The organism is Ruegeria sp. HKCCD7296 (assembly GCF_013110775.1).
Lineage (GTDB): Bacteria > Pseudomonadota > Alphaproteobacteria > Rhodobacterales > Rhodobacteraceae > Ruegeria.
The window spans coordinates 169,683-190,106 of sequence record NZ_WVRF01000001.1 but is presented as its reverse complement, the minus strand read 5'-3'; the positions used below and the strand labels follow the sequence as shown (position 1 = coordinate 190,106).

20 protein-coding genes are annotated in these 20,424 nt (G+C 58.5%); 15 read left to right on the top strand and 5 right to left on the bottom strand.

The genetic code is table 11. From position 1 onward, the window contains the following. Position 1: 1 nt before the first annotated feature. Genes GS632_RS00940 through GS632_RS00930 form a run of 3 tightly spaced genes read right to left on the bottom strand, consistent with a single transcriptional unit; the run spans position 2 to position 2,355 of the window. Positions 2-1,057 (bottom strand): saccharopine dehydrogenase, encoded by a 1,056-nt coding sequence (locus tag GS632_RS00940; protein WP_171178133.1) that lies wholly within the window; start codon positions 1,055-1,057, stop codon positions 2-4. A 14-nt stretch (positions 1,058-1,071) separates the two neighbouring features. Then, positions 1,072-1,686 (bottom strand): glutathione S-transferase family protein, encoded by a 615-nt coding sequence (locus GS632_RS00935; protein ID WP_171721708.1) that lies wholly within the window; start codon positions 1,684-1,686, stop codon positions 1,072-1,074. An 18-nt stretch (positions 1,687-1,704) separates the two neighbouring features. Next, positions 1,705-2,355, bottom strand: coding sequence for a histidine phosphatase family protein (locus GS632_RS00930; protein ID WP_171239074.1), 651 nt, complete (start codon positions 2,353-2,355; stop codon positions 1,705-1,707). Positions 2,356-2,489: 134 nt separating this feature from the next. On the opposite strand from GS632_RS00930, the gene GS632_RS00925 reads away from it, so the two are divergent. The 11 genes from GS632_RS00925 to GS632_RS00875 all read left to right on the top strand — a co-directional run bounded on the left by GS632_RS00925 (position 2,490) and on the right by GS632_RS00875 (position 14,387). Next, on the top strand, positions 2,490-3,680 hold the full coding sequence (locus GS632_RS00925) for a Zn-dependent hydrolase (protein WP_171721709.1): 1,191 nt from the start codon (positions 2,490-2,492) through the stop codon (positions 3,678-3,680). Positions 3,681-3,960: 280 nt separating this feature from the next. Further along, positions 3,961-5,055 carry a glycine cleavage system aminomethyltransferase GcvT gene (gene gcvT / locus GS632_RS00920; RefSeq protein ID WP_171728240.1) on the top strand — a complete coding sequence of 365 codons (1,095 nt, stop codon included), beginning with the start codon at positions 3,961-3,963 and terminating at the stop codon, positions 5,053-5,055. Positions 5,056-5,073: 18 nt separating this feature from the next. Next, entirely contained in the window at positions 5,074-5,439 is a 366-nt protein-coding gene (gcvH, locus tag GS632_RS00915; RefSeq protein WP_171722503.1) for a glycine cleavage system protein GcvH, read from the top strand. A 149-nt stretch (positions 5,440-5,588) separates the two neighbouring features. Further along, the gene (gcvP, locus tag GS632_RS00910) at positions 5,589-8,444 is read left to right on the top strand and encodes an aminomethyl-transferring glycine dehydrogenase (protein ID WP_171181986.1); all 2,856 of its coding nucleotides are present in this window, start codon (positions 5,589-5,591) and stop codon (positions 8,442-8,444) included. A gap of 198 nt (positions 8,445-8,642) precedes the next feature. Continuing rightward, positions 8,643-9,797 carry a phosphoserine transaminase gene (locus tag GS632_RS00905; RefSeq protein ID WP_171721991.1) on the top strand — a complete coding sequence of 385 codons (1,155 nt, stop codon included), beginning with the start codon at positions 8,643-8,645 and terminating at the stop codon, positions 9,795-9,797. A gap of 99 nt (positions 9,798-9,896) precedes the next feature. Further along, positions 9,897-11,492, top strand: coding sequence for a phosphoglycerate dehydrogenase (gene serA, locus GS632_RS00900; RefSeq protein ID WP_171180410.1), 1,596 nt, complete (start codon positions 9,897-9,899; stop codon positions 11,490-11,492). Positions 11,493-11,613: 121 nt separating this feature from the next. Then, a complete protein-coding gene (locus tag GS632_RS00895) occupies positions 11,614-12,342 on the top strand; it encodes a metallophosphoesterase family protein (RefSeq protein WP_171180408.1) in 729 nt (242 codons plus the stop codon). Positions 12,343-12,377: 35 nt separating this feature from the next. Continuing rightward, positions 12,378-13,256 (top strand): phosphoserine phosphatase SerB, encoded by an 879-nt coding sequence (serB, locus tag GS632_RS00890; protein ID WP_171236134.1) that lies wholly within the window; start codon positions 12,378-12,380, stop codon positions 13,254-13,256. A gap of 42 nt (positions 13,257-13,298) precedes the next feature. After that, on the top strand, positions 13,299-13,628 hold the full coding sequence (locus GS632_RS00885; protein ID WP_171236133.1) for a helix-turn-helix transcriptional regulator: 330 nt from the start codon (positions 13,299-13,301) through the stop codon (positions 13,626-13,628). Further along, positions 13,616-14,044, top strand: coding sequence for an SRPBCC domain-containing protein (locus GS632_RS00880; RefSeq protein WP_171721990.1), 429 nt, complete (start codon positions 13,616-13,618; stop codon positions 14,042-14,044). Before GS632_RS00885 ends, GS632_RS00880 begins: the two co-directional genes overlap by 13 nt. Before the next feature lie 22 nt (positions 14,045-14,066). Then, positions 14,067-14,387 carry a YciI family protein gene (locus GS632_RS00875; RefSeq protein ID WP_171180399.1) on the top strand — a complete coding sequence of 107 codons (321 nt, stop codon included), beginning with the start codon at positions 14,067-14,069 and terminating at the stop codon, positions 14,385-14,387. 5 nt (positions 14,388-14,392) lie between these two features. On the opposite strand, the gene GS632_RS00870 is transcribed toward GS632_RS00875, so the two are convergent. After that, the gene (locus GS632_RS00870) at positions 14,393-15,391 is read right to left on the bottom strand and encodes an asparaginase (protein ID WP_171721989.1); all 999 of its coding nucleotides are present in this window, start codon (positions 15,389-15,391) and stop codon (positions 14,393-14,395) included. A 178-nt stretch (positions 15,392-15,569) separates the two neighbouring features. Between GS632_RS00870 and GS632_RS00865 the strand changes: the two genes are divergently transcribed. The 4 genes from GS632_RS00865 to GS632_RS00850 all read left to right on the top strand — a co-directional run bounded on the left by GS632_RS00865 (position 15,570) and on the right by GS632_RS00850 (position 18,715). Continuing rightward, positions 15,570-16,106 (top strand): invasion associated locus B family protein, encoded by a 537-nt coding sequence (locus tag GS632_RS00865; RefSeq protein ID WP_171180396.1) that lies wholly within the window; start codon positions 15,570-15,572, stop codon positions 16,104-16,106. 168 nt (positions 16,107-16,274) lie between these two features. After that, positions 16,275-16,442, top strand: coding sequence for a hypothetical protein (locus GS632_RS00860; RefSeq protein ID WP_171180394.1), 168 nt, complete (start codon positions 16,275-16,277; stop codon positions 16,440-16,442). A 175-nt stretch (positions 16,443-16,617) separates the two neighbouring features. Then, the gene (gene rlmN / locus GS632_RS00855) at positions 16,618-17,805 is read left to right on the top strand and encodes a 23S rRNA (adenine(2503)-C(2))-methyltransferase RlmN (RefSeq protein WP_171180392.1); all 1,188 of its coding nucleotides are present in this window, start codon (positions 16,618-16,620) and stop codon (positions 17,803-17,805) included. 328 nt (positions 17,806-18,133) lie between these two features. Next, positions 18,134-18,715 carry a cytochrome P460 family protein gene (locus tag GS632_RS00850; RefSeq protein WP_253284406.1) on the top strand — a complete coding sequence of 194 codons (582 nt, stop codon included), beginning with the start codon at positions 18,134-18,136 and terminating at the stop codon, positions 18,713-18,715. Between the two features lie 6 nt (positions 18,716-18,721). Here GS632_RS00850 and GS632_RS00845 read toward each other — a convergent pair whose 3' ends face one another. After that, positions 18,722-20,380 carry a U32 family peptidase gene (locus tag GS632_RS00845; RefSeq protein WP_171721987.1) on the bottom strand — a complete coding sequence of 553 codons (1,659 nt, stop codon included), beginning with the start codon at positions 20,378-20,380 and terminating at the stop codon, positions 18,722-18,724. Between the last annotated feature and the right edge of the window lie 44 nt (positions 20,381-20,424).

Genomic DNA, 20,424 nt, shown 5'->3' with positions numbered 1-20,424 from the left:
TTCAGAGTCCTTCAATATGCGTTTTGTAGGTTGCTTCTGCCCGACCCCAGACGCCGCTGTCCAGATCGGTCAGTGTCAGCAGAGACGGCAGCAGTTGCGCGGCGTAGTCTTCCGAGCTTTCGACCGGCAGCATCGACGGCAGGTTGTCGATGGCCATGACGTCCATCACCGGATCATCGGCCACGCGCAGCACTGGAGCCTCCCATGTGGTTGCGCGGTCGTAGACCGGCACCGGGTTGTAATCGCTGTCCGGGTCGCAGGCGACGTCGCCAATGGCAGTCAGCTTGCGTGATGCGGTCAGCGCGTCACGCGGAACAAAGACCGGCGTACCCGGCCGCGCGAAGATGCAATTCAGGAACAGGTCATGGTCCAGGATTTCCGGGAAAGGACCACCGCTGGCAGTTTCGGCCATATCCCATTTGGTGACAGTGATACCCATCGCTTCGCACAGATCGGCAGCACCAGTGCCGACGCGGCCCAAGGCCCCGACGACAATGGCGCTTGGTCGTTCGGCCCCTGTGGCGTCCAGTTCGGCCAGCAAATCGGCATTAAGCTTGTCCTTACCGGCATAAACCCCAACAGGCGGACATTGGTCGCCCCGATGCTGCGCGGCCCATGCTTTGAGCGTCACTGCCGCACCCGCATAGCCGGCCCAATAGCCAAAGGCCGCAACCCGACGACCGTCTTCATCCACCAGATACTCAAGATCATACAGCGTGCCGCCCCCGGCCTTGAACCGTTCCAGCAAAGCGCGGCCGGAATGCTGGCCCTTGTAGGCATGTCCGAACATGATGTGTCGGTGGGGCAGGGGCGTGCCATCTTCGGGCAACTCTTTGAGGCCGAAAATGATCGCGTCCGCCGGAGCGTCAGGCCATGAGTTTTCAGGTGCGATCTCGCAGCCTGCGTCCTTGTAGCCGTCGATTGGAATGGCACGAACATGGCTTTCCTCGACCGTCACGCGGATGCCAGCCGCGATCAACGCCGCGGCACCTTCGGGGGTCAGCCCAACCCGTTCCTCGTTCGGGCGCTGTTCTGCCCGGACCCAGAGATGTGTCATCGTATTTCCTTTTGTCAGAGCATTCCGGCGGCATGTACCGCCTGAACTGAAGGCCGCGCCTCCATCGCCTCGCGGAAGGCGAGAATTTTGGGGAAGGCCGTGACATCGACGCCGTCGCCTTCCAGCCAGCTGCAAACCACATAAAGATAGGCATCTGCCAGCGAAAATGCCTCACCCAGAACAAACGGCCCACGCAGGCCGTTTGAACAGATGTATTCACAGGATGCTGTCATTGTTTGTGGGACCTTATCCTTCATGTCTTTCCAGCTTGGCATCTTGTCTGCCCATCGCGCTCCGCGCATCTTGTGCGCGTGGTTCACGTGCATGGTCGACGCAAGATAGAACATCACCTCACGCATGCGCGCGGCCATGACCGGATCAGCAGGAACCAAGCCTGCGGCAGGTGCTTGGGCAGCGACATACTCCAGCAGCGCTCCGGTTTCGGTCAGGATACCACCATCAACAACCAGCGCCGGCACCCGACCTTTGGGGTTGATCTGCCGGTAAGCCGGTTTCGTCTGCTCGCCCCCGGCAAAGTCCAGTTTGATCACCTCATATTCTAAGCCGGCCTCTTCCAGAGCAATCGCAACAGCGACCGAGATCGTGCGAGGGGCATAATAAAGCTGCATGGGGTATCTCCGATCTGGTTACAGGTGGGTCTGCGCGAACTGCCGGTCGGGTGCCTCAAGATGCGGAACGGCATTGAAAAGAACCGGGCTCAGTTGCGCCCCAATCGGATGCAGACGATGCATTGACGTGTTCATGATGGCAAGGGCCACACGTGCCATCGACGGGATGTCCAACCCCATCGCCTGCCGCACCACCATCGAGATCAACCCGCCCGAGGTGACAACAATGGCGGGTCCGCCTTCGGTTCCGATTTCACTCAGCGCATCACGAACACGCGTTTCGAACGCTTCGAAGGTTTCGGGTGCGTTCCTGATGTCGCCATTGGCCCAAGCGGCAAAGGTTTGGGGCAGATGTTCGACAAAACCCTCGCGGTCCGTGGGGATCGCAACCCCGTGCTGTTCTTCGAGCAGTTGTGCCAGGGTGAAATATTCAATCTCGTTCAATCGTGCATCACGGATCGGGTCAGACAGCCCCATGCTTTGGGCGGTTTCTGCATGGCGAGTCAGAGTGCCGCAATAAACGCGGGTATAGTGGCTGCGTGTGTCGCGCAGATGCGCGCCCAGCCAACGGGCTTGCTGATGCCCCAACTCGCTGAGCTTGTCATAGCTTACTTCGTCGCGCGCTGCGGTATTGGCCTGCCCGTGACGCACCAATGTGATATGTGACATGTCGGTCCCTCTTGCGCAGACGTCTTAGGGCAGGTTCTACCCCGGGACCAGAGGGGTTTCATGTGCGGTTGAAAAATTCCTGGCTGTGTTCCGGTTTGTGGCTATGGTCTGCCCAAGGAAAACTTGGAGGTGTCATGTCGGTCAATCACGAACGGTTCTTGGCGGATTTGCACAAGCTGCGTGAATTCGGGGCCTCGGGTGTAGGCAAGGGTGTGATCCGACCGGCCTATTCCCAAGCAGACATCCAAGCGCGCAAATGGCTTGCCGAACGCATGTCTGACGCGGGGCTGACACCGCATTTCGATCCGGTCGGAAACTTGTTTGGGTTGGCCGAAGGTCCGTCGCTGTTGATGGGATCGCATTCCGACAGTCAGCCCGAGGGCGGTTGGCTGGACGGAGCGCTTGGCGTCATTGCAGCACTGGAAATCGCGCGTTCAAGTGATCGGCCCATCTCGGTCGTCAGCTTTCAGGACGAAGAAGGTCGGTTCGGCGTGACCACAGGCTCAGCCGTATGGTCCGGTGGCCTGCCATTGGAACGGGCGGATGGGTTGACGGATGGCAGGGGTGTCAGTTTTGGTGCCGCGCGGTCTTCGATGTCCGAACTTTCTGGTGAATTTGTCGACCCGGTCCGGTTCAACGGATTTATCGAGATGCACATTGAACAGGGCCCATCCCTGGACGCGGCCAAAGATCAGATCGGTGTCGTCACCGATATTGTCGGCATCCGCGACATGTCGATCTCGTATGCGGGTCAGCAGAACCACGCAGGCACCACACCGATGCACCTGCGCCGCGACGCGTTTCAGGCGTTGTCCCTTTTCAACACGCGTCTCAATGAACGTTTCCGAAATGTGGTGACGCCTCAGACCGTCTGGACCATCGGACGTGTTGACGTGTACCCCAATGCCTCATCCATAGTTCCGGGTCGGGTTCGGTTTTCGATGCAATGGCGGGATGGCGATGCGGAGCGCCTCGTCCGGATGGAAGAGATCATTCGCGCGACAGCACAAGAGGTAGCCGATGAACAGGCGATGGCGCTGGAGTATGGCCCGATGCTGGGGCTTGAACCTGTGGCCATGGACAAGGCATTGCAGGATGCGTTGGAAGGTGGCGCGCAACAGGTTGCTCCTGGGAAATGGCGCCGGATGCCCTCGGGCGCGTTGCATGACGCAACAAACGTGTCGCGCCTAATGCCGGTTGCCATGCTGTTTGTGCCGTCGATCAACGGAATCAGTCACGATTTCGCTGAAGACACCGCCGAAAGCGACCTGCTTGCTGGCCTGAGCGTGCTTGACGCCGCTGTTCAGTCACTTGCGGGGCAATAGCAAAAAGTGAGGGTAAAATACTGTTTTTTCTGTTTCTTGCGGTCAAGTAGACTGGAAAAATTCCGGCAGAAAACGTTTCGAGCCTCTGAGTTTCAAACAAGGCGTGTTGCTTAAGGGAAAAAAGTTTCCTATAGGAACATTTATGTGCATACATCCGTATGCAGAACGTTCCCAGGAACGGTGCGTCGGGCGTAGGCTGTCTGGAATCGTTGCAATCCTCACTGCTTGTTGCAGACTGTTGGGATGCGCACCGACCCATAGGTAGGAAAAGGTATCCGCAATGACTTCACCGAAACGCACTCCCTTGTATTCGTTGCATGTTGAGTTGGGAGGTAAGTTGGTTGATTTTGCTGGCTGGGAGATGCCTGTTCAGTATCCTTTGGGGATTATGGGGGAGCATAAGCAGTGTCGTGAGAAGGCGGCGTTGTTTGATGTGTCTCACATGGGTCAGGTGATTTTGCGCGGCGAGAATGTGGGTGAGAAGCTGGAAGCTTTGTGCCCTCAGGCTTATGCGACGCTGAAGGAAGGCAAGGCGCGGTACGGGTTCTTTACGAATGCGGATGGCGGGATCATGGATGACCTGATCGTGTCGAATGCGGGCGATCATTTCTTTGTGGTTGTGAACGCGGCGCTGCGGCATCAGGACATTCCGCATATGCGCGCGCACCTCGAAGGCGTCGAAGTGACCGAGATCTTCGACCGGGCGCTGGTGGCGGTGCAGGGTCCCAAGGCCGAGGATGTGGTGGGGGAACTTTGCCCTGCTGCCCGCGATCTGAAGTTCATGGAAACCACAGTGGCCGATATCAACGGCGTTGAATGCCGCATCTCGCGCCTGGGCTATACCGGCGAGGATGGTTACGAGATTTCGATCCCCGAGGACAAGGCGATCGAGATCAGCAAGGCCTTCCTGGCGCATGAAGATTGCGAACCTGCGGGTCTGGGCGCGCGCGATAGCCTGCGGCTGGAGGCGGGTCTGTGCCTGTATGGCAACGACATCGACCAGAGCACCTCGCCGATCGAGGCCAGCCTGGGCTGGGCCATTCAAAAGCGCCGCAAGGAAGAAGGCGGCTTTCCGGGCGCGGATCGCGTGCAAAAGGAACTGGCCGAGGGCGCGGCGCGCAAGCTGGTGGGCATCAAGCCCGACGGCCGGGCACCGGCGCGTCAGGGCGTTGAGGTGCAATGCCTTGAGGGCAACACGATTGGTCAGATTACCTCGGGCAGCTTTGGCCCCACGGTGGGTGGTCCGGTTGCGATGGGCTACGTGTCGAAGGGCCATGGTGAGCCCGGCGAGAAGGTGAACCTGATCATTCGGGGCAAGGCGCAACCGGCGCAGATCGTGGCGCTGCCCTTTGTCACACAGAATTACAAGCGTTGAAGTCAGGAGAGAGACAAGATGGCAACCTATTATTCCGAAGAGCATGAATGGCTGACCGTTGAGGGCGATACCGCCACGCTTGGCATCACCAAGCACGCGGCTGAACAGCTGGGTGAGGTGGTGTTTGTCGAGCAGCAGGAAGCGGGCGACGAGTTCGAGAAAGACGGCGAGATCGGCGTGATCGAATCCGTCAAGGCCGCGTCCGAGCTTTATGCTCCGGTGGATGGCGAGATCGTTGAAGTGAACGAAGCGCTGGCCGACAACCCCGGCGCGCTGAACGAAGACCCCGAAGGCGAAGCCTGGATCTACAAGATCAAGATTGCGGACGCATCGCAGCTTGAGGACCTGATGGACGAGGCCGGATACAAAGCCTTCCTCGGCTAAACCAAACCGGGGCCCCGCGCCTGGGGTTCCACCGCTTTATCCGGAGCTTCTGCTTTTGGGGCTCCGCCCGCTCGGGCCGGACTGGCCCGCCTTCCACCGGAGATCTGCGCGGTCTCTGCCGGACCTGACTTATTCATAGGAGCGCTGCAATGGCCTTCAAACTGACCGACTACGAAGCCTATGACTTTGCCAACCGCCGCCACATTGGCCCGTCGCCCACCGAGATGCGCGACATGCTCAAGGTGATCGGCTTCAAGACATTGGACGAACTGATCGACGTCACCGTCCCGCCCGCGATCCGGCAGAAAGAGCCGCTGGACTGGGGTCCGGCGATGACGGAACGTGATGCTCTGTTCCACATGAAAGAGGTGGCGAGCAAGAACACCGTTCTGACCTCGCTGATCGGTCAGGGCTATTACGGCACCACCACACCTGCACCGATCCTGCGCAACATTCTGGAAAACCCGGCCTGGTACACGGCCTACACGCCCTATCAGCCCGAGATCAGCCAGGGTCGTCTTGAGGCGCTGCTGAACTTCCAGACCATGGTCAGCGACCTGACCGGGCTGGACGTGGCCAACGCGTCCTTGCTGGACGAAGCCACGGCGGCTGCCGAAGCCATGGCCATGGCCAAGCGCGGCGGGCGGTCCAAGGCGAACAATGCAGCCTTCTTTGTCGACAAGAACTGCCACCCGCAGACCATCGCGGTCATTAAGACGCGTGCCGAGCCTTTGGGCATCGACGTGCAGGTGGGTGATCCCGACAGCCTGGATGCGGGCGCGGTCTTTGGCGCGATCTTCCAATACCCCGGCACCCATGGCCATGTGCGCGACTTCACCGCCGAGATCGCGGCACTGCATGAACACAAAGCCATCGCCATTGTTGCCGCCGACATCCTGTCGCTGGCGCTGCTGAAGTCACCGGGCGAGATGGGCGCGGATATCGCCATCGGCTCGACCCAGCGCTTTGGCGTGCCGATGGGCTATGGCGGCCCGCACGCCGCTTACATGGCAACCACCGACAAGCTGAAGCGCTCGATGCCGGGCCGGATCATCGGTGTGTCCATCGACAGCCGTGGCAACAAGGCCTACCGCCTGTCGCTGCAAACCCGCGAACAGCACATTCGTCGCGAGAAAGCCAACTCGAACGTTTGCACCGCGCAGGCGCTGCTGGCGGTCATTGCCTCGATGTATGCGGTCTATCACGGCCCCGACGGCATCAAGGCCATCGCGCAATCGGTGCACCGCAAGACCTCGCGCCTGGCCGCTGGCCTGGAAGAGGCGGGTTTTGCCGTTGAGCCGGAAGTGTTCTTCGACACCATCACGGTCGAGGTCGGCCATCTGCAGAAGACCGTCATGGAAGCTGCCGTGGCCCGTGGCGTCAACCTGCGCAAGGTCGGCGATACGAAAGTGGGCATCAGTCTGGACGAACAGACCCGGCCTGAGACCATCGAGGCCGTCTGGGGTGCTTTCGGCATCGACCGCACCGATGACAGCTCGAACAAGCAGTACCGCCTGCCGGACTATGCGCTGCGCGAAAGTGCCTATCTGACCCACCCGATCTTCCACCAGAACCGGGCCGAGGCCGAGATCACCCGCTATATGCGCCGTCTGGCCGACCGCGATCTGGCGCTGGACCGGGCGATGATCCCGCTGGGCTCCTGCACCATGAAGCTGAACGCCACGATCGAGATGATCCCGGTCACCTGGCCCGAGTTTGGCAATCTGCACCCGTTCTGCCCCGAAGATCAGGCGCAGGGCTATCACGAGATGATCGCCGATCTGAACGACAAGCTGTGCCAGATCACCGGTTATGACGCGATCTCCCAGCAGCCCAACTCGGGCGCGCAGGGCGAGTACGCGGGCCTTCTGACCATCCGCAACTACCACTTCGCCCGCGGCGAAGGGCAGCGCAATGTCTGCCTGATCCCAACCTCGGCGCACGGGACCAACCCGGCCTCGGCCCAGATGGTGGGCTGGCAGGTTGTGCCGGTGCTGGCGGATGAGAATGGCAACATTGATCTGAACGACTTCCGCGCCAAAGCTGAGAAGCACAGCGATCATCTGGCCGCCTGCATGATCACCTATCCCTCGACCCATGGCGTGTTCGAGACCACCGTGCAGGAGGTCTGCCAGATCACCCATGACCATGGAGGTCAGGTCTATATCGACGGGGCCAACATGAACGCCATGGTGGGTCTGTCGCGTCCGGGGGATATTGGCGGTGACGTCAGCCACCTGAACCTGCACAAGACCTTCTGCATCCCGCATGGTGGCGGCGGCCCCGGCATGGGTCCGATTGGCGTCAAGGCGCATCTGGAAGAGCACCTGCCCGGTCACCCGGAATACGGCACCGCCGTGGGCCCGGTCTCGGCAGCGCCCTTCGGCTCGCCTTCGATCCTGCCGGTCAGCTGGGCTTATGTGCTGCTGATGGGCGGCGCGGGTCTGACGCAGGCCACGAAAGTGGCGATCCTGAACGCCAACTACATCGCGGCGCGGCTCAAGGATGCCTATCCGATCCTCTACACCTCGGAAACGGGCCGGGTGGCGCATGAATGCATCCTCGACACCCGTCCGCTGGATGCCGAGGCGCATGTCACCGTCGACGACGTGGCCAAGCGCCTGGTCGATTCAGGCTTCCACGCGCCGACCATGAGCTGGCCGGTGGCCGGAACCCTGATGGTGGAGCCGACCGAGTCTGAGCCCATGGCCGAGCTGGATCGTTTCTGCGACGCCATGCTGTCCATCCGCTCGGAAGCGCAGGACATCATCGACGGCAAGATCGACGCGGACAACAACCCGCTGAAAAACGCCCCCCACACCGTGCGCGATCTGGTCGGCGAATGGGACCGCCCCTACACCCGTGAACAGGCCTGCTTCCCTCCGGGCTCCATGGGCGTCGACAAATACTGGTCCCCCGTCAACCGCGTCGACAACGCATATGGCGACAGAAACCTCGTCTGCACATGCCCCCCAATGGACGCATACGCAGACGCCGCAGAATAATCCCATAACAAAACCCCGCCAAAACATAGGCGGGGTTTTCGCCAATCGGAAACTCGCGTTCCGATTTGTAGCCTTTTCAGATGTCGTTTTCGCCTGACGAAGTGTCTTTTCCGCTTGCTGCAGGTGCAAAGGCCTCATAGCTCTGTGCGTGGGACACCCCTCCCCAACGAGGGGCGTGTATCTGAAAGGGTAATACAGATGACGATTGAACGACCGGCAGCGCGGCCGGCAAATCCGCGTTTTTCCTCGGGCCCCTGTGCCAAACCCCCTACATTTGATCTGACTAAATTGGCCGATGCCGCGTTGGGTCGTTCCCACCGGGCCGCTGTTGGCAAGGATAAGCTGAAAGCGGCCATTGAAGGCACGCGTGAGCTGCTGGGCATTCCAGCGGATTACAAAATCGGCATCGTTCCCGCCTCGGACACCGGCGCGGTTGAGATGGCGCTGTGGTCGCTGCTGGGTGAGCGCAAGGTTGAGATGCTGGCTTGGGAAAGCTTTGGGTCCGGTTGGGTCACAGATGTGGTCAAACAGCTGAAGATCGATGCCGAGGTGAAAACGGCGGATTACGGGCAGATCGTGGATCTGGCTTCGGTCAATTTCGCCAATGACGTGGTGTTCACTTGGAATGGAACAACCTCGGGCGTGCGGGTTCCCACTGGCGACTGGATCGCCGACGACCGTCAGGGCCTGACAATTTGTGATGCGACCAGCGCCGCTTTTGCGATGGACCTACCGTGGGACAAACTGGATGTCACCACCTTTAGCTGGCAAAAGGTTCTGGGTGGCGAAGCGGCCCACGGCATGTTGATCCTGAGCCCACGTGCGGTTGAACGGCTGGAGAGCTACACGCCCGCATGGCCGCTGCCCAAGATTTTCCGTCTGACCAAAGGCGGCAAGCTGATCGAAGGTATCTTTACCGGAGCCACCATCAACACGCCCTCGATGCTGGCGGTTGAGGATTATCTGTTCGCGCTGGACTGGGCGCGCTCGGTCGGTGGGTTGCAAGGGCTGATCGCCCGTGCTGATGCGAATGCCAATGCGGTTCATACGTTCTGTGCGAAGAATGATTGGATCGCCAATCTGGCCGAGGATGCGGCGACGCAATCGAACACATCTGTGTGCTTGAAGTTTACCGATGCACGCATTCAGGACGGTGCGACTTTTGCCAAGGCTGTGGCCAAACGGTTGGAGGTCGAGAATATCGCATTGGATATCGGTGCCTATCGCGACGCGCCTGCGGGTCTGCGTATCTGGTGCGGCGGTACGGTTGAGACCTCGGATATCGAGGCGATGTTGCCTTGGTTGGCCTGGGCCTTCGAGGCCGAGATCGCAGCGCAAACCGAAGCTGCCTGATGAGCCGGTGCCGGGTTGAAGCCCGGCCTACTCACATTTGAAATCGTAGGGCGGGCTTCAGCCCGCCAACCCCCAGAATTCTTCAAAGGACCAGAGAAAATGGCCCCCAAAGTACTCGTATCTGACAAGCTCAGCGAAACCGCCGTGCAGATTTTCCGTGATCGTGGCATCGACGTGGATTTCATGCCTGATCTGGGCAAGGACAAAGACAAGCTGGCCGAAGTGATCGGTCAGTATGACGGTCTTGCCATCCGCTCGGCCACCAAGGTCACACCGACCATCCTGGAGAAAGCCGACAAGCTGAAGGTCATTGGCCGCGCTGGTATCGGCACGGACAATATCGACAAGGATGCGGCTTCGAAGAAAGGTGTGATCGTAATGAACACGCCGTTCGGCAACATGATTACGACCGCTGAACACGCGATTGCGATGATGTTTGCCGTGGCGCGGCAAATCCCCGAGGCCTCTACCTCGACCCATGCAGGCAAGTGGGAGAAGTCCAAGTTTATGGGGATCGAGCTGACCAACAAGACCCTAGGTGTTATTGGTGCAGGGAACATTGGTGGCATAGTTTGTGAACGCGCCCTTGGACTGAAGATGAAGGTCGTCGCCTATGATCCCTATTTGGGCGAAGAGAAAGCCGCGCAAATGGGCGTGGAAAAAGTTGAACTGGACGAGTTGCTGTCGCGCGCCGACTTTATCACGCTGCACGTACCGCTGACTGACCAGACCCGCAACATCCTGAGCCGCGAGAACCTTGCCAAAACCAAGAAAGGGGTTCGTATCATCAACTGTGCACGTGGTGGACTGGTAGACGAAGACGCTCTGGCCGAAGCTCTGCAATCCGGACACGTCGCCGGGGCAGCCTTTGACGTGTTCAGCGAAGAGCCGGCGAAGGAAAATGCGCTGTTCAACCTGCCCAACGTGGTCTGTACACCACACCTTGGTGCGGCAACGACCGAGGCGCAGGAGAACGTGGCGTTGCAGGTGGCCGAACAGATCTCGAACTATTTGCTGACAGGCGCGGTCGAGAATGCGCTGAACATGCCCAGCGTGACGGCGGAAGAGGCCAAGGTCATGGGGCCTTGGATCAAGCTGGCCGGGCATCTTGGCGGCTTTATTGGTCAGATGACGGATGAGCCTGTTAAGGCGATCAACATCCTTTATGATGGTGTGGCCGCTGAAATGAACCTTGCCGCGCTAAACTGCGCAGTGGTCGCGGGGATCATGAAAAAGTTCAACCCCGAGGTGAACATGGTTTCGGCCCCGGTTGTCGCGAAAGAGCGTGGGATCAAAATCTCGACCACCAATCAGGACAAATCGGGCGCGTTTGAGGGCTATATCAAAGTCACCGTTGTGACCGACAAGCGCGAGCGTTCGATCGGGGGCACTGTGTTCAGCGACGGCAAGCCGCGCTTTATCCAGATCAAGGGCATCAATATCGATGCCGAGATCGGCGCCCATATGCTGTACACGACCAACGAAGACGTGCCGGGCATCATCGGTGCATTGGGTCAGACCATGGGTGAGAACAACGTCAACATCGCCAACTTTACCCTTGGTCGCTCCGAGGCAGGCGGTGAAGCCATTGCGCTGCTTTACGTAGACGAACCGGTTCCAGCCGAGGCCCGCGCCAAGCTGGCGGAAACGGGTCTGTTCACGCAAATCAAGCCATTGGTGTTTGATGTCGCCTGACGCGGCCTGTTGAGTTTGAGAAACAGTTCAGGGCCCGGTTTTGAAAAGACCCGGGTCCTTTGTTCTCTGGAACCGCAATCTGGGGCACAAGCGTGCTGAGCGCTACCGGCGGAGGATGTCTATGACACAGCCTGTCTATGTAATCGGTGATCTGCACGGACAGGTGGCTGAACTGGAGCGCGCACTGTCTTTGATCCAAAGTGACGGCGGACCTGATGCTCAGGTTGTGTTTCTGGGTGATTACGTGGATCGCGGTCCCGATAGCCGGGACTTGATCGATCACCTGATCGCCGGGCGTTATGCAGGTCGGAACTGGATCACCCTGCTGGGCAATCACGACCGGATGTTTGCCTGGTTCATGGAAGACACCCCACGCCACGATCCGCATCTGCTCGTGGGGTACCACTGGCTGCATGATCGGTTAGGCGGGATTGAGACTTTGCGCAGTTACGGGGTGGAGTTTGAAGGTCAAATCCGGCTGGAAGACTTGCACCGGATGGCGAAGGGGGCGGTGCCAAAGTCTCACCTGACCTTCCTGCGCGATTTGGCGTTGATGCACCAGACGCCCGAGCTTGCCTTTGTTCACGCCGGTATCCGCCCGAACGTGCCGCTCAATGAACAACGCGCAAGTGATCTGGTCTGGATCAGGCAGGTTTTTCACAACCATCGAGGTCCGCATCCCAAGCTGATCGTGCATGGTCACACGCCAGTGGATAAGGCCACGCATTATGGAAATCGCGTCAACCTGGATACAGGTGCGGGCTATGGGCGTCAGGTGGGTGTGGCCGTATTCGAAGGGCAGACTTGTTGGGAATTGACGGCACGGGGCCGTATCCCATTGACGCCTTAAACCACCTGACGCAGGCACGACATTGGAGATTGAATATGTATGTCGCAACTTTGCTGACCAATCCTGCAGCGCCTTCGCTGGACCGCGCCCTGCCCGAGTCGCTGCGCAACGCGTGGGGCGGTGGGGATGTCATCTGGCTCAGCCCTGATGAGGCGCTAGAGTTTGAATTGAGCGACATGCCCGACAATCGCTGGGATGTCTGGGCGGACTTGCAGGGCATGGGTGTCGACCTGATCGTGCAACCTGCGGATGGGCGGCGCAAAAAGATGCTGCTGGCTGATATGGACAGCACGATGATTCAGCAAGAATGCATCGATGAACTGGCGGATGAAGCCGGTGTTGGAGACAGGGTCAAGGACATCACTGCCCGTGCCATGAACGGAGAGCTGGACTTTGAGGGGGCGTTGATCGAACGGGTCGGATTGCTCAAGGATTTGGATGAAAGCGTCATTGGCAAAGTTCTGAACGAACGGATCACCCTCATGCCGGGTGGCAGGGCATTGCTGGCCACGATGCGGGCGAACGGTGCCCATGCGGCGTTGGTATCCGGCGGGTTCACAGCCTTTACGGCACGGGTGGCAGAGTTGCTGGGGTTTGATGAAAACCGGGCCAATACGCTGTTGGCTAAAAACGGGAAACTGACGGGCGATGTTGCGCGCCCCATTTTGGGACGGCAGGCCAAGATCGAAGCACTGGAACAGATCTCTGCCCGGCTTGAGCTGTCTGAAAATGACGTAATGGCTGTTGGCGACGGAGCAAATGACCTTGGAATGCTGGGCCGGGCCGGAACCGGAGTTGCCCTTCATGCCAAGCCTTCAGTTGCCGCCCAATGCGACGTGCGTGTGAATCACGGTGACCTGACGGCGCTGCTTTACCTGCAAGGGTACAGCCGCGCTGACTTTGCCGAGGAATAACCGAGGCTATCTTTTATTTAACATTTGTGTTAAATAGTGATCATGAGCACGCTTCTGACCGCCTTTTCAGCACTGTCTGACGCCACCCGATTCTCGATTGTTGAACAATTGATGGAACAGGGTGAACTGCCCGCCGGTGACCTGATCGAAGGTCGCGGCGTATCGGGTGCTGCGATTTCGCGCCACCTAAAGGTCTTGCGAGAGGCAGGGCTGGTGCAACAGCGCGTCCAAGGCACGCAGCGGATGTATTCTGTCCGACCCGAGGGGCTGCGGCTGATTGCCGATTGGACCATTTCCAAGCGCCAATTCTGGGAAAGCAGCCTCGATCGTTTGAGCGAAATTATCGAAAGGGAGAATTCATGGCCGACCTGAAACTGGAACGGGACTTTCCCGTTAGCCCTGAAGACTTGTTCGCATGGATCAGTGACGGCAGCAGGTTGCTGCAATGGTGGGGGCCCGAAGGGATGCACGTGCCCGAACACAATCTGGATTTTTCGCGAACAGGCCCATGGTATTCGGTGATGGAGAATGGCGAGGGCCAACGATACAAGGTTTCAGGCCATGTGACCCATGTCGATCCACCTAAATCAGTGGGTTTCACATGGGGCTGGCATGATGATCAGGACCAGCGCGGCAACGAAAGCCACGTGACTTTGTCGGTTGCGGCGACGAGCACCGGATCGCGACTGACACTGGATCACAAAGAACTGGCTGATGCCGAAGCGGCAGCGAACCACAATCAGGGTTGGACATCTTCGCTGCGTAAACTCGAAGCACTTTGCAAATAGGTTTTCATCAGGGAGGAGCGACATGCCCCAATTTTTGTTTGTATATCATGGGGGCCACACCCCAACCGACCCCGCCGAGATTGAGGCGACTATGGCCGCCTGGGGTGCCTGGTTTCAGGACATGGGTGAGGCGCTGGAAATCCCCGGCAACCCGGTGGGCCAGTCCTATACCGTCACCAACAGCGGGGTCGTTGACAACGGCGGTGCGAACCCGGCCTCGGGCTTTACGGTGATCAAGGCCGACAGCATCGACGCAGCGACCGCCATGGCCAAGGGTTGTCCGATGGTCGTCAACGGTTCAGGCTCGGTCGAAGTGGCCGAGGTGCATGAGATCGAGATGTGAGGACCTTAGCCGGGGAAGCCCGGCGCAGGTTTGATCACGCCGCATTCCAGCCCGCGCCGGCTGTATTGTGTGGCGTTCATGAATTTGCGGGTGGCCGGGTGATCGGCCTCCAGCACGCCAAGGCTGACCAGTATCGCGGCAATCGCACATTCGCTGGCGCGGGTGGTGCCGTCGGTGATCTTCAACGCAACGCCCATGCGTTTTTCGGGTATGATGGCCACAAACACGGCCTCGGCCCCGGTTTTGATGGCGACGCGGCCATTCATGGCGCGCATCAGCTCGGTGCAGGCACGGGTCTCACCGGCCACCAGCTCGGGGTGCTTGACCATTGCCGCAACCAGTTGTGCCGCAGCATCAGAGGAGCGATCCGAGCGGTCTGCGGCACTGGCAAACCACGCCATCGAACGTGCCAATCCCGCCAGCGAGATCGCGAAATTTGGAGCGGAACAGCCGTCGATGCCATATCCCGGGCTGGTCTCTCCGGTGGTTTCTTCAATGACTGACAGACAGGCTTGTTGCACCGGGTGGTCGATTTCAAGGTATTCCGGGCCTGCGCCCATGTGCTGAGCCAATGTCAGAAATCCACAGTGTTTGCCCGAGCAATTGTTGTGGATCTGGCAAGGCGTGTCGTCAGCTAAAATCAGCCGATCGCGAGCTGCTGTATCTGCTGGTTCCTGTGGGCCGCAGCGCAGATCATGCTCGGTCAGCCCCAGGTGATCCAGCCATGCTGTTACCCGATCGGTGTGGATCGCGGCACCGTTATGTGAGGCGCAGGCCAGCGCAAGATGTTCGCTGTTCAAGCCGTATTTCGCCGCGGCACCCGACGTGACCAGTGGAAGTGCCTGAATCATTTTGGCTGAGGACCTTGGGTAGATCACCGCTTGCGGATCGCCCCAGCTGCGGACGATTTGGCCGCTGTCATCGCAGATCACCGCGTGGCCCAGATGCAAACTCTCAAGCAAAGCACCACGCCACAGTTCTGTCATGGGTATGGGCTGCGTCATCTGGACCTCCGAAATTATGCGCAAAATTCTGCCAATCGCCCTTTCGCCTGTGGCGAAACCTGCGTTAGTGTGTGTATGTCGGCAATCATCGGAATGCGCAACGGAATAGACGGGCCGGAAGGGTTCGCAGCCATGTCCGATGGGTTTGAGGTATGGGTCGAGCTAGGAGGCTGGACAAATGGGATCAATGCTCGTTCGTGTGATCGCGGGCCTGTCTGTGGCAGGTACCGTCGCGACATCTGCAATCGCTCAGCAGGCCAGCAGCACCAACCGTGTTGCGGTCAAGACAGATTGGAGCGTCTTTGTTGAAGAAGACCCCACTGAATGCTGGAGCGTCGCAACCCCGGACGAAACGGTTAACACCCGCGGTGGTCGCGTGGTTTCTGTGCGGCGTAGCGACATTTTGCTGTTTGTGGTGTTTCGACCAGGCGATGACGTGAACGGAACAGTGTCGTTCACCGGCGGCTATCCCTTTGCGGCGGGTTCGACCGTCAACGTCAAGATCGACGACGCCGAATTCGAATTCATTACTGATGGCGAATGGGCCTGGCCTTCGACTCAAGGGCAGGAACCCAAAGTGATCGAAGCGATGAAGCGCGGGAACGAGGCTGTTCTGACGGCCCGCTCGGAACGCGGGACGCAGACGAAAGACACCTTCTCGTTACTGGGCTTTACCGCAGCAATTGACGACGCGAAGCAACGCTGCACTAATTAAGTCAGCGTATTTCGGTGCAGGCCCCGTCGGTATGGCGGGGCTTTTGTTTTTGATGCTGTCCGGCGCGCCAGCATTACGCGACGTCCGCGCCCGCACTTGATCCGTATCAAAGTAAGCCCTCGCACTTTCTGAACTAAATAGTTCAGAGGAAGCGAAGGAGTTGCCCCGATGCTGAACAAATTTCTTGCTGCGCTGATGATGATCTCGGCCATGGTGCTAAGCGCTTGTGAAAACACAGGTGAGACATATCCGGTGACTGGCGAACAGTGCGGCCCGGAAGACCCGGTTAAGACTCTGGACGCCGAAGATTGCTACATTCCGCCGGCAGGTGTCTAAGCGGACTTTGATCCGTACGGATTAAAACAAGACAATGGCCGCAGTGACTGTGTTACTGTGGCTTTTCCATGCATACCCGCCAATTGTGACGAATCCTTTTGATCTTTGCGCAGGTTCCTATATAGAGGCGCATCCCAAGCCAGAATCTTTCGAGATACGCCTCAGAGAGCCCAAAATGTCGCCCAAAGCGCCGATCACTCAAGATGTCCTGACCCTCCCTCGCAAACTGCCCGAGGGAAAGATCAACCTTGTCGGGCTAACCCGCGACCAGCTGCGCGCTGTTCTGATCGAACACGGCACGCCGGAAAAGCAGGCCAAGATGCGCACCGGTCAGATCTGGCAGTGGATCTATCAATGGGGTGTGCGAGACTTTGCCGAGATGACCAACCTGGCCAAAGCCTACCGCGCACAATTGGCCGAGAATTTCGTGATCGAAATCCCCGAGGTTGTGACCCGCCAGGTTTCTGAGGATGGCACCCGCAAGTATCTGTGCCGTATCGCAGGCGGGCATGAGGTTGAGGTCGTCTATATCCCCGAAGAGGATCGCGGCACGCTTTGCATCTCGTCTCAGGTCGGGTGCACGCTGACTTGTTCATTCTGTCATACCGGCACCCAGAAACTGGTGCGCAACCTGACTGCGGCCGAGATCGTTGGTCAGATCATGATGGCCCGCGATGATCTTGACGAATGGCCCACCCCCGGTGCGCCCAAGGATGAAACGCGCCTGCTGTCGAACATCGTTCTGATGGGCATGGGCGAACCGCTTTACAATTTCGAAAACGTCCGTGATGCGATGAAAATCGCCATGGATCCCGAAGGGATTTCCCTGTCGCGCCGCCGTATCACGCTGTCGACCTCTGGCGTCGTGCCCGAAATCGCGCGCACGGCTGAGGAAATCGGCTGTTTGCTGGCGATCTCATTCCATGCCACCACGGATGAGACCCGCGACGTGCTGGTGCCGATTAACAAGCGTTGGAACATCGAAGAATTGCTACAGGCGCTGGCCAGCTATCCCAATGCGTCGAACTCCGAACGGATCACCTTTGAATATGTGATGCTGGATGGCGTGAACGACAGTGATGAGGATGCACACCGCCTGATCGACCACATCAAGCGTTACAACATCCCGGCCAAGATCAACCTGATTCCGTTCAATGAATGGCCCGGCGCGCCGTATAAGCGCAGCTCGAACAACCGTATCCGGGCTTTTGCGAATATCATCTACCACGCGGGCTATGCATCGCCCATTCGCAAGACGCGCGGTGAGGATATCATGGCGGCCTGTGGTCAGTTGAAATCGGCAACCGAACGCGCCCGCAAATCGCGCAAACAGATCGAGGCCGAAACAGGGTTGAGCCGATAGAGTTTCCGCCGGCGTCCGACCGGGTCGGTTGTATCGCGCATCAAGTGTTTTCGGTCGCCACCTGCACGCCATAAGTGTACTTGTAAACTTAATGTTTCAGGTGCTGAAACAATATGCATAATTTGCTATGTTTCCCGTGTTCATCGCTAGCATGGCCCTTTTCAAATCCATGCACAAGGTGGTGAGCGGACCGGGCCAGAGCTGGCAAGTTATTGCGAGGTCGCTAGACTAAACCGGTGCTGTCAGGCGGTGCTCAGGCGAACTGATTTTCAGGTGGGCCAATATTATGAACACAAGCTTTACTAACACTAACCTTTTCGGAGCAATCTTGTTTGCCTTTGCGTTTGCGGCAAGTTCAAGTTTGGTTTTTGCCGACAGCGAAAATGCTCATATCGCGATCGAAAACCCTGCTGAGCTGAGCAAGAACGAGGCTTTGAAGCACTACCGTTCGCTGAACCGTCGCATGGCGCGCGGGTATGCAGCGGCGCAACTGGACCTGATCCTCAACTACCAAAGCTGGCCGTTATTCAACGATGCGCCATATATTTCGGCAACCCATGGCCAGCGTTTTGTGAACAGTTATGCCAATCGCATGGCTCATAACTATGCGACTTTGCAGAAAGGCGAGGAACTACCAATGGGTTCGGTCCTTGCCAAGGACAGCATGACGGTGACGGATGAAGGGCGCATACATCCAGGTGCCATGTTCATAATGGAGAAACTGGCAAACGGGGCGAACCCGGATACAGCGGATTGGCGTTATATCATGGTCCTGCCAGACGGTTCGGTGTTTGGCGATACCTTGGGTGACCGCGCCGGTGAAGTCGCGTATTGCCATGTCTGCCACGAACAGGTGGCGGATCGAGACTACACGTTTTATGTGCCGGAAGAGTATCGCAAGAGCGAATGAACCGGATCAGGCCGGTTCGCCCGGCAGCTTCAGTTCCGTCGCCTCGCGGCGGCTGAGTTGTTCGCCTTGTTTGCGTTTTGACAGAACTTCTCGAGCCAGCGCGTATTTCTCATCCTGCCAGAAGATCAGACACCCGTTACACCCCTTGCCACAGCAGCCTTCGGTGCCGATACGGTTGGTCTTGAACCGGCGTTCATTGCCATCCTCGCCGATCTTTTCGACCAGTTCGTCGCGACGACGGGCATAAGCCGTCGGGTTGTCACGGCCAGTGGTTTCCAGCCCTTGCACCAGTTTGTCGAAACGAATGCGGCTCCAGTGTTCATCGGTCAGGGCGCGTTCCTTGCGCAGAACCGAGTAAACCGGGAAGCGCGCGCGCAGATCGTCAATGTCTTCGTGATCGAACAGGGTGAAAGGCAGCCGGATGGCTGTCTTCGTGCTGCCATGCACCACATCCAGCCGCTTGCCGTCAGACGCGCGTTCGAAATCGTAGACCCGCAGCAGAACCGTATCGCGTGAGATAGGTGAGACAAAATCCAACACGTCGCCCGGTTCCAGCTTGTTCTTCACCTCGACCAGAAAGGCGTCTTCAGTCACTTCGGTGACAATCCCCGCATACTCCCACTGCGCGATCGAAGCGGTGTGTTCATAGTCATGCGCGTAGTTGGTCAGACGTCCTTCGTGGAAGGCGAGCGTGTAGCCGCGGTTTCCTACGGTTTCCAGTTCGCGCATATATGGTCTGGGATCCCAGTTCTCAGGATCGGCATTGTAGTCGTCGATCGCCATCCGATACGCCCGCGCAACGATGGCGGCGTAATACTCCGACTTACCGCGCCCTTCGACCTTGAGGCTGTCGACACCGATCTTCAGGTATTCATCCAGCTTGGGCATGATGCACAGATCGCGGGAGTTCAGGATGTATGACCCGCGATCATCTTCTTCGATTGGCATCAAATCACCGGGGCGGCAGCCTTCTTCCAGCAGGAATTCATACAGGTCCGCGTTTTCGTCGGTGATGCGCAGTTCCTGATGCGTGCCGTCCTTCAGGCGCAGTTTCAGGCCATAGTTCCAGCGGCAGGAATTGGCGCAATTGCCCTGGTTCGCCCCGCGTTCGGCCATAAAGTTCGAAAGCAGGCAACGACCTGAATAGGTCATGCACATCGCACCGTGGACGAAAGCCTCAAGCTTGATGTCAGGGCACTTCTCGCGGATTTCCACAAGCTCGGGGTACGAGACTTCGCGTGCCAGAACCACCAGTTCAGCGCCCTGATCCTGCCAGAACTTCACCGATAGCCACGAACAGATATTGGCCTGGGTCGAGATATGCAGCGGCAGTTCGGGTGCGCGTTCGCGGACATATTGGAACACACCCGGATCAGCAATGATCAGCCCGTCGGGCTGCACCTTGCGCACCGTGTCGATGTACTCATCCAGTTTCGGGATGTCTTTATTATGCGAAAACAGGTTCAGCGTCAGATAGGCGCGTCGGCCATGGCTGTGGCAGAACTCAACCCCTTCGATCACCTCTTCCAGCGAGAACTCGGATTTCGTGCGCAACGACATGTCGGGCGTGCCCAGATACACTGCGTCTGCGCCGTAAAGGATGGCGAGTTTCAACTTGCGCAGATTGCCCGCGGGCATCAGCAATTCGGATCGGGACTGGGTCATAGAGCCACCTGGCAAAGGATCAAGGCGGCCTTCTACGCCAAATG